Here is a 12765-nt window from a genome sequence, read left to right on the forward strand (position 1 = left end):
GAGCCGGTTCCGCCACCAGGAGCACGAAAGACGGTCAGCCGCCGGACGCCTTCTTCTGCTGGTCCTCCGGGAGCTGGCTCAGGTTCTTCGGCACCGGGATGGAGTCCCAGCTACGCGAGGCGTCGTTGCGGTTGAGCTGCGGCCCGTTCGGCAGCAGGCGCAGGATCGACTCCGGGCCCGGCGTGAACTGGTCGCCGAGGCCGAGCGCGCCGCTGACCATCGTGTCCGGCACGCCGTACTTCACGCCGCGGCCGGTCACCAGATGGATGGGGCCGCTGCGGAAGTCCTGGGTGGACGTCGCCGAGCGGACCACCGCGGACCTGCCGGGGGCCATCATGAACTTGCCCACGACCTCGCCGGTCGCGCCGACCTGGTTGATGTCGACGGCCACCGCGTCGCCCGGCACCGGCAGCGACGGCGCGATCGTCACCTGGGTGTGCTGGGACCGGTTGTCCGCGTTGACGTTCTCCGCCCGCCAGTTCAGGCAGACGACCCGGTTGTTCTGGTTGGGCTCCAGGGTGTCCGGGACCTCGGTCGGGTAGTCCAGGAAGTCCAGCGGCTGGGCCGGCTTCTTGGTGTCGATGCGGGCGATGTCGACCCTCTTGGCGTCCGCGCCCTGGGCGTAGGCGGCGCGGATCAGGTCGCCCGCCGCCCGGCTGATCTCCTGGAGCGCGTCCTTCAGCGCGACGTAGAACACCGGCTGCGAGCCGGTGCGCACGACCTCGATCACGTCGCCCACTTCGAGGTTCGCGCCGGTGATGTAGGTCACCGGGTCGCCGAGGCCGGGGATCTCCGGCGCGCGCAGCGGCTTCGCCTCGGGGATCGCGTTGAGCAGGCCGGAGCTGATCGCGCGCACCGTCTTGTTGCGCAGGTTCAGCGCGGTCAGCACCTCGGGCCGGCTCAGGTCCACCTTGGCCCGCACGGTGGACGTCGAGGTGATCTTCGAGTCGACCGGGGCCTTGTAGATCAGGTAGGCCTGCTTGTCGTCGGTGCCCGCGCGGACCAGCAGCGCCTTGTTGCCGTCCAGTAGCTGGCCGCCGCTCATGCCGGCGAGCACCGTGGTCTCGAACTTGCCCTTGGACGCCGGGTTGTTCAGCGTGTCGTCCAGGTCGAGCGTGTCGCACACGCTCCACTCGGAGCCGATCCGGTCCTCCGGCTTGGCGGGCAGCACGTCCGGGCCGTCCGGGATGCCGGTCAGCCGGCCCTTCGGCATCCGCGCGAGGGCCTTCTCGCTGACCAGCTTCGGCTCGCCGCCGGCCGCCGCGGGCGCGGCGTTGACCTGCCCGGCCTGCGCGTCACCGCCGCCGACCGCCGACTGGGCCTTGTCCGGGTTCTGCTGGTTGAGGATCAGCAGCCGGGCCGACGCGAGGTTGGTCATCGGGACTAGCTGGGTGGGGCTGCGCCGCACCACGTAGACCTGCCCGGTCTCCTTGCTGATCGCGATCTGGGTCTGGTCGTCGATCTTCGGGTCCGGCGAGAAGAAGCCGAACACCAGGAACCCGATCATGCCGATGATGCCGAGCAGCACGCCCACCGCCGTCGCGCGCGAGTGGGTGCGCATCGGGTCGTGCAGCATCACCGCGTCTCTGCGCACCAGGGCGGACTGCATGCGGCGCAGCACGAAGCGGTAGGCCTGGACCTGTGACTTGGTGGTGGGTGTTGATGCCATTCTCGGCTCGCTGCTCTCCCAGTCGCGGTACGGTCTGCACGATAGCCGGACGGCGGGTGGCGCGTGTGCGGGTTGGTCAGACCCGATCGGTCCACCGGCCGAACGCCGACGGGAAAGAGAACCAGATCGGATGTCCGTGACCACCCCACATCCGGGCCCGCCCAACCCTGCCATGGCCCGCGCGCAAGCCGCGGGCGGCGCCGTGCGCGCCGCCCTGCTCCGGGCGCGGCGCCGCGCGACCGGGGCCAGCCTCGGCGCGCTGCCGGTCGCCAACCTGGTGGTCCTGGAGGTCGGCGTCGCGGTGGGCCTGATCCTGCTCGCGATCGGCACCACCGGCGACCGGGTCGCGCCCGCCCTGATGTACACGGCGGGCGGCATCGTGCTGGTCGCCCTGATCCTCGCGTTCGCCCGCTCCCGGGGCCGCTGGCTGACCCAGTGGATCGGCCTGGTCGTCCGCTACAACTTCCGCGGCCACACCCGCACCGCCAAGCGCAGCGGACCGGTGGAGATGAAGCCGCCGTCGGAGGAAGAGGCCTCGGTCATCGGCCCGGACGACCCGCGGGTGGCGCTGCTGCGGCTGGCCGTGCCGGACCTGGTGGTGGCCAAGGGCGTCGACCACGAGCGCCGTCCGCTGGGCATGGCCTGGCACCAGGGCGCGTGGACGGCCGTGCTGCTGGTCGACCCGGCGCCCGGCCTGATCACCGCGGTGGGCAGCGCTCCGGCGCTGCCGCTGGGCGCGCTCGCGCCGACCCTGGAGGACCGGGGCGTGGTGCTGGACGCCATCTCGGTGATCTGGCACTGCTACCCGGGCAGCGCGGCGCTGCCGGCGAACTCGCCGGCGCTCAACTCGTACATGGAGGTGCTGGGCCCGCTGCCGGCGGCGTCCCGGCGCACCACGTGGATCGCGGTCCGGCTGGACCCGAGGCGGTGCGCGGCGGCGATCCGGGAGCGCGGCGGCGGCGTCGTGGGCGCGCACCGGGCGCTGATCGGCGCGCTGTCCCGGGTCCGCAACGCCCTGGAGTCGGCGGGCGTGGCGATCCGGCCGCTGGACTCGGACGAGCTGATCCGCGCCGGCATCTCGGCCGCCGAGCTGACCTCCGTGGCGGGCTCGAACAACTCCGTGTCGCTGCGGGAGAAGTGGTCCGGCGTCACGGCGGGCGGTGTCGGGCACGCGTCGTACGCGATCACCGGCTGGCCGGCCAAGGGGATGCGGAACAACCTGAACGCGCTGACCGGTGTGCGGGCGCTGTCCTCGACGCTGTCCATGACGATCTCGCCGAGCAGCGAGCAGGGCCAGGTCGGCCTGCGCGGCATGGTGCGGGTGTCCGCCCGCACGCCGTCCGAACTGGACCGCGCCGACGACCGGCTGAAGGCGTTGGCGGACAAGCTGGACATCACCCTGACCCCGTTGAACGGCCTCCAGGTCGCGGGCCTGGCCGCCACCCTGCCGCTCGGAGGTGTCGCGTGAGCAGTTCGAGGCTGTTGGACACCCGTGGCCAGGGCAAGGGCGTGGCGCCGGAGTTCCTGGTCGCGCCGCAGCTTCTGGACGTGGTGTCGCCGTCCGGCGACCGGGGCGGCATGGTGCTCGGCTCGGGCCTGAAGGGCGAGCCGCTGACGATCTCCGTGCTGCGGAACGCGCCGACCCGCATGGTGGTGGTCGGCGGCCTGTACCTGGCGCGGCAGATCGCGTTGCGCGCCATGGCGACCGGGGCGTGGGTAATCATCGCGACCGGCCGGCCGCAGGCGTGGCAGCCGGTGGTGCGGGCGGCGGGCGTGGGCCCGGACGGGCGTCCCTCGCCGGCGGTGCAGCTTCGCCGGCTGAGCCCGGTCGAGCTGCCCCGGCCGTCGGAGGACAGCCCGCTGCTGGTCGTGCACGACGGCGGCCACGTGCCGCAGGAGCTGTTCCCGCCGCGGTCACCGTGGCAGACCACGATGTACGTGCTGCCGTACCTGCACCCGCAGGCGGCGAGCACGGCGAACACCGCGGACCTCGTGCTGCTGCAGCGGCTGCCGGTCGGCCAGGCGCAGTTGGCGAGCCAGATCTGGCGGCTGCCGCCGCAGATGGCGCACCAGCTCACCACGTTGAAGGACGACCAGGTGATCGCGCTGGGCGCGAACCTGTGGCGTCCGCTGCGGCTGGTGACGACGCCGGGCGAGCAGCAGATCCTGGGCGCCGTCCGCCGCGGCGACTGATCCCGCGACCTGCTTCGACCAGTGCCCCGGACCGGTGTCCGGGGCACTGTCGTGCGCGGCGGCTTCGATCACGCTCCGCGTCGATGCGTTCACAGCACGAATAAATTCTGTGGAGAGCCTTCCATCCCCTAATTCACGGCGGATTCTTGCGCGCGCACCGCAGGGCGAACTAGGAACTACTCACTGTGTCCGACCGGTATCGGAGGCGAATCCGGCCGGACGCACACCCTGCGAAAGAGGAGACCCCTGCCATGGCAGACGTTCGCGCGTCTTGGACCAAACGGCTGGCCGGTGTCGGGCTGGCCACCGGCACGGCGTTCGCGGTGACCGCCGCGCTCACCACCTCCACCGCCACCGCCGAAGGCGACATCCGCGGCCTCGGCGCCGAGAACGCGGTGAAGGACAGCTACATCGTGGTGCTCAAGGACGTGGGCGCCGCCGGCGTCGGCACGCTGAGCGCCAAGTACCGGGCCACCGTCAAGCACACCTACACCAGCGCCCTGCGTGGTTTCTCCGCGACCATGTCCGAGGCGCAGGCCCGCAAGCTGGCCGCCGACCCGGCGGTCTCGTACGTCCAGCAGGACGCCGAGGTCAAGATCTCCGGCACCCAGTCGCCGACCCCGTCCTGGGGCCTGGACCGGATCGACCAGGCCGGCCTGCCGCTGGACAACTCGTACACCTACCCGAACGAGGGCGAGGGCGTCACCGCCTACATCATCGACACGGGCATCCGCTTCTCGCACACCGACTTCGGCGGGCGCGCCACGTCGGGCCGCGACACCGTGGACAACGACAACGACGCCACCGACTGCAACGGCCACGGCACGCACGTCGCGGGCACCGTCGGCGGCACCGGGCACGGCGTGGCCAAGAAGGCCAAGCTGGTCGGCGTCCGGGTGCTGAACTGCGCCGGCTCCGGCAGCTACGCGGGCGTCATCGCGGGCATCGACTGGGTGACCGCCAACGCCGTCAAGCCGGCCGTGGCGAACATGTCCCTGGGCGGCGGCGCGGACGCGACCGTCGACCAGGCGGTCCGCAACTCGATCGCGGCCGGCGTGACCTACGGCCTGGCCGCGGGCAACGACAACGGCGCGAACGCGTGCAACTACTCGCCCGCCCGCACCACCGAGGGCATCACGGTGGGCTCGACGACGAACACCGACGCGCGCTCGTCGTTCTCGAACACCGGCACGTGCGTGGACATCTTCGCGCCGGGCTCGAACATCACGTCGGCCTGGTACACCAACGACACGGCCACCAACACCATCAGCGGCACCTCGATGGCGACCCCGCACGTGGTCGGCGCGGCGGCGGTCTACCTGGCCGCGAACCCCGCCGCGACCCCGCAGCAGGTCCGTGACGCCCTGGTCAACGGCGCCACCAGCGGAGTTGTGACCAACCCCGGCACCGGCTCGCCGAACAAGCTGCTGCGCGTCGTCGGCAGCACCACCCCACCGCCCACCGGCTGCCCGGCGAAGACCAACGCGACCGACGTGAACGTGCCCGACCTGGGCACCGGCACCAGCACCATCTCCGTCACGGACTGCGCGGGCAAGGCCGGCGCGACCGCCACGGTGGAGGTGCACGTCAAGCACACCTACCGCGGTGACCTGGCGATCGACCTGGTGGCCCCGAGCGGTGCGGTCAGGCAGCTCAAGGTGCAGAGCGGCTCGGACGGGGCGGACAACGTCGACGCCACCTACACGGTGAACCTGTCGGCCGAGAACGCGAACGGCAACTGGCAGCTACGGGTGCGCGACACGTACCGCCAGGACACCGGCTACATCGACACCTGGACCCTCGACCTGTAACGGACCGGCCGTCCGGGACGAGTTCGTCAACACGGCCCCTCACCCACTTCCGCCGGGTGAGGGGCCGCTCCACACCCATCACCCGTTTGGTGGACTATGGAAGACTGATGTCGAACCCGAGCGAAGAGGTGAAGTCGTGGCCGCAGCTCCCGGGGACGAACCTCAGTTCGCTCCGCCGCGCGCGTCGCTCGGCCCGCACACCGTCGAGGACTGGCTGGACCTCGAACCCGCAGAGGACGGGTCACGCACCGAGCTGATCCTGGGACACCTCTTCGTGACTCCCCTGCCCTCCATCGAGCACCAAACCGTCGCCTTCCACCTCGCCGTGCTCATCCAGGAGGCGATCCGAGAGGCCGGACGAACAGACCTCCGCGTCGTTCCGGCGGTGGGCGTGCGGATTTCTGCGGCGATGCGCACGGCTGTGATCCCTGATGTGGTGGTGCTCGACCGAAAGGTGGCAGGCGCGAGCGTCCCGGCGGAAGCGCTGGAACTTGCGGTGGAGGTCTGGTCGCCCGGCAATCCTCGCGCCGAGCGCGAGACCAAGGTCGCCGGCTACGCCGATGCGGGAGTGCCGTTCTTCTGGGCGATCGACCTGCCGAGCAAGCTCAGTGGACTGCGGCTGACCGCGCACCGGCTGGAGAACGGCCTGTACAAGGAGGAGAACATCCTCGAATCCGTCGGTCCGGAGGCAATCACCGCGTCGCCGGTCCCGATCACGCTCGACCTGGCCGACCTGGCCGACCTGATCGCCTGACAGCGCCGCCCGATCCATCCGATGACGGGGCAGATGACGCCCCGTCGCGGGTGTCCCGTGGAGGGCCGCTTCGCACCCTCACCCGTTTGGTGGGCCATGGAAGACTGAGGTCGAACCCGAGCCAGGAGGTGAAGTCGTGTCCGCAGCTCCGGAGCACGGGTACGAGCCCTGGCCGGAACGGCCGTACCCGGCGATCGGCCCGTACACCGTCGAGGACTGGCTGGCCCTGCCCTCGACCGTCGACGGTTCGCGTATCGAGCTGATCCTCGGAGACCTCCACGTGACTCCCGCGCCGTCCGGCGGACACCAGTACGCGGCGAGCAGGCTCATCCGGCCGCTGGAAGACGCCATCGCCGCCGCCGAGCAAACCGGCCTCTACGTCGTCGCGGCGGTGAACGTGGAGATCGCCACCGCCTTCCGCACCGCGCTGATCCCCGATGTAGTGATCTTAAAGCAGAAGCCGACCATGGTGAGCTTCCCGGCGGCGGCCCTGGCACTCGCGGTGGAGGTCTGGTGGCCCGGGAACCCCCGCGCCGAACGGGAGTTCAAGATGCTCGGCTATGCCGGGGCCGGGGTGCCGTTCTTCTGGGCGATCGACCAGCCGAGCAAGCTCAACGAACTGCGGCTGACCGCGTACCGCCTGGACAACGGCCGCTACGAAGAGGAGAACGTCCTCAAGCCCGGTGAGGCCGCCACCATCACCGCGTCGCCGGTCCCGATCACGCTCGACCTGGCCGACCTGATCGCCTAACAACGCCGGCCGGCCGCCTCCACTGGACGCACGGCCCGCTCCCGGCACGCCCGCAGCGCCGCCAACACCCGCGGCCACGTGCAAGGCGGCTCGGTGTCGCGGTTGTGCCGGGCGATGCGCTGACGTTCCTCCCGGTCGACAGCCAAGCGCGCCAAGGCGTCCACGAGGTCGTCCGACAGCAGCCCCTCCACCCCGTGGCGCACGAAGTCCGCCACACCGGTCCCCGGCCGCGCGATCACCGGCACCCCGGCCGTCCGCGCCTCCAGGGTCGCCAGCCCGAACGCCTCCGCCACCGTCGGGTTGACGAACACGTCCGCCCCCGACAGCAGCCGCCCGATCGCCTCCCGGTCCAGCCGGCCCGCCAGCGTCACCCAGCCCATCCCGTGCCGCCGCAGGTAACGCCGCATCGCGGGCATCTCCGGACCCGCGCCGACGATGGTGGCGCGCAGGTTCCCGACGCGTTCCTGCGCCTCCCGCAGCACCGCCAGCAGGTGCATCGGCTGCTTGCGCGGCGCCAGCCGCCCCACGGACACGACGTGCACGGCGTCGTCCGGCCGCTGTTCCGGGATGCCCCTCCGCCACAGCACGGGCGTGATGCCGTTCGGCACCACCGCCACCTCGACGCCCGGCAGCGCCGTCCGCATCCGGTCCGCGGCGGCCGTGCTGACCGCGCCCCACACCAGCGGCCTGCGGGTCCAGCCGTCCAGTCGGTCCAACCAGCGGTAGACGCGCTGCACCGACGGATCCCACATGCTGTGCACGACGGCGACCGTCGGCAGGCCGAGCTTCAGCGCCGAGCGGATGCCGGACCACGCGAACGGCGACACCGCGCCCACGTGCGCGTAGACCACTTCGGGCCGTGACTCGCCCAGGATGCGGTCCAGGTGCCCGGCCGCGCGGGGGTGGACCGGGAGGTTCCACGGCAGGCGCATGGCGACCTGGTGCACGGCGTAGCCGGGCGGTTGTTCGGCGTGCCGGGTCGCGGTGACGACGTGCACCCGTTCACCGGCTCGGCGTTGCGCGTCGGCCAGGCCGGCGACCTGCACCTCGATCCCGCCCAGGCGCGGGAGGAAGCAGTCGGTGACGTGGATGATCGACACGGGCACTCCCGTCAAGCCGCCGAACAGAGCAACTGACACTCTTACACCTGTGAGCCGAACGTGCGTGTTCTTCCACGCCCATCCTGATGACGAAGCCCTGCTGACCGGCGGGACGATGGCGCGCCTCGCGGCCGAGGGGCACCGGGTCGTGCTGGTCGTGGCGACGGCGGGCGAGCGCGGGCTGTCGGCGTCACGGCAGGACTTGGGCGCGGTGCGGACGCGGGAGGCGCACGCGTCGGCCAAGGCGTTGGGGTGCGCACGGGTCGAGTTCCTCGGATACCAGGACTCCGGGCTGGACGGGGCGATGTGCCCCGGACTGGACGGGGCGACGGGCTTCGGGCTGGACGGGGCGATGGGCTTCGCGCGGGCGGACGTGGCCGAGGCGGCGGGCGGGCTGGCGGAACTGCTGCACGAGGAACGCGCGGACCTGCTCACCACCTACGACCCGGCCGGCGGCTACGGGCACCCCGATCACGTGCAGGTGCACCGCGTGGGCGCGCTGGCGGCGGAACTCGCGGGCACCCCGAGGGTGTGGGAGGCGACGGTCGACCGGACCCTGCTGCTGCGCGGTCTGCGGCTGGCGCGACTGGCCCGCCGCTTCGACCTGACCCCGTTCAGGACGGCCTACACACCGCGCCCGGAGATCACCCACACGGTGGACGTACGGCGCTACACGACCCAGAAGCGAGCCGCCCTGGCGGCCCACGCGACCCAGACCACCGGCGGTGACCGGACCAGAACCCTGACCGCCCTGCTGAGCCTGCCGAAACCCCTGTTCACCCTGGTCATGGGCACGGAGTGGTACATCGAACGCAAGCGCTTGCGCGCCCGGTGACCCCCGACCGGAACCCATCGGCCGAAACCCACGCCGAGGTCCCCGAACCACCAGCCGAAACCCGACCCGAACAAGCCCGACCACCAGCGAAAACCCGCACCAGGACGTGGCTCCGCGCCACCGCCTCCCTGGCCTCCCTGACCCTGGCAGCGTGGCTGGTCATAGCCCTGATCCCCACCATCGGCGGCGTGGGCTGGGCGACCATCGCGGACCGCCTCGCCCAAGTCGGTCCGACCGCCCTGCTCGGCCTCACCGCCCTCTGGCTCACCGGCCTCTGGGCGTACACCTACGTCCTCACCGGCTCCCTCCCCGGCCTGACCCACACCAGGGCGTTCAGCCTCAACGCGGCCGGCAGCGCGGTCAGCAACCTGCTCCCCTTCGGCGGCGCGGCAGGCGTGGCGGTCACCGCCGTCATGGCCGCGAGCTGGGGCCACGGCGCCCGCGCCATCACCACGTCCACCATCGTCAGCGGCCTCTGGAACACCCTGTTCCGGGTAGCCCTCCCGCTGCTCGCGCTCGCCGTCCAAGGCGCGGCGGTCCTCGGCAACGGCGTCCTCGCCGCGACGGTGGCGTCCGCCGCCGCCCTGACGACCGCCATCGTGGTCCTGGTGGGCCTGCGCAAGCTGAGCGGCCTGCTCAAGGGCAGGGCCCGCCGCTTCCTGATCCGCCTGCACCGCGACACCGGCCAGGTCGTCCGCGCAAGCTGGGTGGGCATGACCCTCGGCATGATCGCCTACCTGGTGCTGCAAGCCCTGCTGCTGTGGTGCTGCCTCGCCGTCACCGGCAGCCGACTGACGGTGCCCGCGCTGATCGCCGCCTTCGCGGTGAGCCGCCTGCTCACCCTCGCCGTGATCACCCCCGGCGGCTTCGGGGTCAGCGAGAACGGCACCATCGCGCTGCTCGTCGCGCTCGGCACACCCGCCGCGCCGGCGGTCGCGGGCGTGGTGTTGTTCGCGTTCTTCACCTACCTCATCGAGATCCCGATGGGCGGTGTGGTGTGGCTGAGCTGGCACGTCCGACGCGCACGTTCCGCGTGACGAGCGCCCGCGCGGCCAGGTCGGAGTCGTCCGGGTAGTCCACCCGCACGAGTGACAAACCGTGCGGCGGCGCGACCGTCACCGCGCTGGACCGGGCGGTCGACGACAGCAGCGAAGCGGGCCACCCCACGGGTTTCCGCCCTTCGCCCACGGCCAGCAGCGCGCCCACCAGGCTCCGCACCATCGAGTGACAGAAGGCGTCCGCCGACACGGAAGCCGTCAGCACGTCCCCGGCACGCTCCCACGACAGCCGCTGCAACTCGCGGATCGTGGTGGCGCCCTCGCGCCGCCGGCAGAACGCGCGGAAGTCCTGTTCCCCCAACAACAACGCCGAGGCCTCGGTCAGCGCCGCCACGTCGAGCGGACGCGGCCACGCCAAGGTGTCCAAGCGCCGCAACGGGTGCGCGCCGTGGGCCGCGTCCGACACCCGGTACTCGTAGTGCCGCCGCAACGCCGAGAACCGCGCGTCGAAAGCGGCGGGGACCACCCGGGCCGAGAACACCCGGACGTCCCCGGGCAGCGCCCGCGCGAGCCGGCGGGGCAGCCCGGCGACGTCCACGGCGGACGACAGGTCGGCGTGCGCCACCTGGCCGGCCGCGTGCACCCCGGCGTCCGTCCGGCCCGCCACGGTGAGGGTCACGTCCTCCCGCAGCACCGTGGACATGGTGTCCTCCAGCACCCCGCACACCGTGCGCCGCGCCGGCTGCCGCGCCCACCCGGAGAAGTCGGTGCCGTCGTACGCCAGGTCCAAGCGCACACGAACGAGCCCGTCGCCCCCAGCGGGAACGACGGGCTCGTCGGCGGAAGAGTCGGTCAGGACTCGTCCTTCTTCTTGTCCTCGGCCTTCGGCTCGTCGTCCGAAGCGCCCTCGGCGGGCTCCTCGGCGGCGTCCTTGGTGGCCGACTCGGGCGCGTCCGCGTCCTGGTCGGCGACCTCGGCGGCCTTGGTCTCCTCGACCTCGTCGGTCGCGGCGGCCTTCGGGGCCTCGTCCTTGGCGAACTTGGTCTTCCGGGCCCGCTCGGCCTCGGAGGTGACCGTCTTCTCCTGCACCAGCTCGATCACGGCCATGGGGGCGTTGTCGCCCTTGCGCGCCAGCGTCTTGGTGATGCGGGTGTAGCCGCCCGGACGATCCGCGAACTGCGGGCCGATCTCGGCGAACAGCTTGTGCACGATGTCCTTGTCGCGGATGACCTTGAGGATCTCGCGACGGTTGTGCAGGTCGCCGACCTTCGCCTTGCTGATCAGCTTCTCGGCGTAGGGACGCAGCCGCTTGGCCTTCGCCTCCGTGGTCGTGATCCGACCGTGGGTGAACAGCGAAGTGGCCAGGTTGGCCAGCATGAGCCGCTCGTGGGCCGGCGAGCCCCCGAGACGCGGTCCCTTGGTGGGGGTAGGCATCGAATTGCTCCTCGGATTACTTTCTGATCCTCTGCTCCGGCCCGGCCGCTGGCGGCCTCAGAGCTGCTCGGTCTCCGCGTAGTCCTGGCCGTCGTCGTGGCTGTCCACGCCGGGGTCCGCGCCCCAACCCTCGGAGGGGTAGTCGGACGCGGCGGCCGAGGGGTCGAACCCGGGGGGGCTGTCCTTCAGCGCCAAGCCGAGGCCGACGAGCTTCATCTTGACCTCGTCGATCGACTTCGCACCGAAGTTCCGGATGTCCAGCAGGTCCGCCTCGCTGCGCGAGACCAGCTCGCCCACCGTGTGGATGCCCTCGCGCTTGAGGCAGTTGTAGGACCGGACGGTGAGGTCCAGGTCCTCGATCGGCATCGCGAACGCCGCGATGGTGTCCGCCTCGGCGGGCGAAGGTCCGATCTCGATGCCCTCGGCGTCGACGTTCAGCTCGCGCGCGAGCCCGAACAGCTCCACCAGCGTCTTGCCCGCCGACGCCACAGCGTCACGCGGCGTGATGGAGGGCTTGGTCTCGACGTCGAGGATCAGCTTGTCGAAGTCGGTCCGCTGCTCGACACGGGTGGCCTCGACCTTGTAGGTCACCTTCATGACGGGCGAGTAGATCGAGTCGACGGGGATGCGGCCGATCTCGGCTCCGGCCTGCTTGTTCTGCACGGCGGGGACGTAGCCGCGACCGCGCTCGACCACGAGCTCGATCTCCAGCTTGCCCTTGCCGTTCAGGGTCGCGATGTGCAGGTCGGGGTTGTGCACCGTGACACCGGCCGGGGGCACGATGTCGCCGGCGGTCACCGCGCCCGGCCCCTGCTTGCGCAGGTACATGGTCACCGGCTCGTCCTCCTCGGAGCTGACGACCAGCTCCTTGAGGTTGAGGATGATGTCGGTGACGTCTTCCTTCACACCGGGGACGGTCGTGAACTCGTGCAGCACACCGTCGATGCGGATGCTGGTCACGGCCGCGCCGGGGATGGACGACAGCAGGGTGCGGCGGATGGAGTTGCCGAGGGTGTAGCCGAAGCCCGGCTCCAGCGGCTCGATGACGAACCGGGAGCGGGTCTCGTTGACCGCTTCCTCGCTGAGCGAGGGGCGCTGGGAAATCAGCATTGGGTTCTTCCCTTCTCAACCCGGCGACCGCCATATGACGCCGGGAATGCCGGTCGCGGAGACCGGCGAACGCGTGCGGCACACCATTCCGTGCCGTCGCGCGATCCGAC

Annotated in this window: 12 protein-coding genes; 7 read left to right on the forward strand and 5 right to left on the reverse strand. The window is 71.5% G+C overall.

What is annotated here, in order from left to right; genetic code table 11:
- Positions 1-34: 34 nt before the first annotated feature.
- Positions 35-1669, reverse strand: coding sequence for a type VII secretion protein EccB (gene eccB, locus ACQPZF_RS38875; protein WP_433265759.1), 1635 nt, complete (start codon positions 1667-1669; stop codon positions 35-37).
- Positions 1670-1799: 130 nt separating this feature from the next.
- Between eccB and eccE the strand changes: the two genes are divergently transcribed.
- The 5 genes from eccE (at position 1800) to ACQPZF_RS38900 (ending at position 7178) form a co-directional block, all read left to right on the forward strand.
- Positions 1800-3137 carry a type VII secretion protein EccE gene (gene eccE, locus ACQPZF_RS38880; RefSeq protein ID WP_433265761.1) on the forward strand — a complete coding sequence of 446 codons (1338 nt, stop codon included), beginning with the start codon at positions 1800-1802 and terminating at the stop codon, positions 3135-3137.
- A complete protein-coding gene (locus ACQPZF_RS38885; protein ID WP_433265763.1) occupies positions 3134-3862 on the forward strand; it encodes a hypothetical protein in 729 nt (242 codons plus the stop codon). Before eccE ends, ACQPZF_RS38885 begins: the two co-directional genes overlap by 4 nt.
- 251 nt (positions 3863-4113) lie before the next feature.
- Positions 4114-5673 carry a S8 family peptidase gene (locus ACQPZF_RS38890; protein ID WP_433265765.1) on the forward strand — a complete coding sequence of 520 codons (1560 nt, stop codon included), beginning with the start codon at positions 4114-4116 and terminating at the stop codon, positions 5671-5673.
- A 136-nt stretch (positions 5674-5809) separates the two neighbouring features.
- On the forward strand, positions 5810-6427 hold the full coding sequence (locus tag ACQPZF_RS38895; protein WP_433265768.1) for a Uma2 family endonuclease: 618 nt from the start codon (positions 5810-5812) through the stop codon (positions 6425-6427).
- Positions 6428-6563: 136 nt separating this feature from the next.
- A complete protein-coding gene (locus ACQPZF_RS38900) occupies positions 6564-7178 on the forward strand; it encodes a Uma2 family endonuclease (RefSeq protein ID WP_433265770.1) in 615 nt (204 codons plus the stop codon).
- Here ACQPZF_RS38900 and ACQPZF_RS38905 read toward each other — a convergent pair.
- A complete protein-coding gene (locus ACQPZF_RS38905; protein WP_433265772.1) occupies positions 7175-8278 on the reverse strand; it encodes a glycosyltransferase family 4 protein in 1104 nt (367 codons plus the stop codon). The genes ACQPZF_RS38900 and ACQPZF_RS38905 overlap by 4 nt on opposite strands.
- A gap of 49 nt (positions 8279-8327) precedes the next feature.
- On the opposite strand from ACQPZF_RS38905, the gene ACQPZF_RS38910 reads away from it, so the two are divergent.
- Both ACQPZF_RS38910 and ACQPZF_RS38915 read left to right on the forward strand, forming a co-directional pair.
- Entirely contained in the window at positions 8328-9113 is a 786-nt protein-coding gene (locus tag ACQPZF_RS38910) for a PIG-L deacetylase family protein (protein ID WP_433265774.1), read from the forward strand.
- A gap of 188 nt (positions 9114-9301) precedes the next feature.
- The gene (locus tag ACQPZF_RS38915) at positions 9302-10150 is read left to right on the forward strand and encodes a lysylphosphatidylglycerol synthase transmembrane domain-containing protein (RefSeq protein WP_433265776.1); all 849 of its coding nucleotides are present in this window, start codon (positions 9302-9304) and stop codon (positions 10148-10150) included.
- On the opposite strand, the gene truA is transcribed toward ACQPZF_RS38915, so the two are convergent.
- The 3 genes from truA to ACQPZF_RS38930 are packed head-to-tail and all read right to left on the reverse strand — an operon-like array spanning position 10083 to position 12655.
- Positions 10083-10907 carry a tRNA pseudouridine(38-40) synthase TruA gene (gene truA / locus ACQPZF_RS38920; RefSeq protein ID WP_433265778.1) on the reverse strand — a complete coding sequence of 275 codons (825 nt, stop codon included), beginning with the start codon at positions 10905-10907 and terminating at the stop codon, positions 10083-10085. The two genes, ACQPZF_RS38915 and truA, sit on opposite strands and share 68 nt — an antisense overlap.
- 56 nt (positions 10908-10963) lie before the next feature.
- The gene (gene rplQ / locus ACQPZF_RS38925; protein WP_433265780.1) at positions 10964-11545 is read right to left on the reverse strand and encodes a 50S ribosomal protein L17; all 582 of its coding nucleotides are present in this window, start codon (positions 11543-11545) and stop codon (positions 10964-10966) included.
- A 57-nt stretch (positions 11546-11602) separates the two neighbouring features.
- Positions 11603-12655, reverse strand: a complete 1053-nt coding sequence (locus ACQPZF_RS38930; RefSeq protein WP_433265782.1) for a DNA-directed RNA polymerase subunit alpha — start codon at positions 12653-12655, stop codon at positions 11603-11605.
- Between the last annotated feature and the right edge of the window lie 110 nt (positions 12656-12765).

This window comes from Actinosynnema sp. CS-041913, from assembly GCF_050942485.1.
In the GTDB taxonomy this organism is placed as follows: Bacteria; Actinomycetota; Actinomycetes; order Mycobacteriales; family Pseudonocardiaceae; genus Actinosynnema.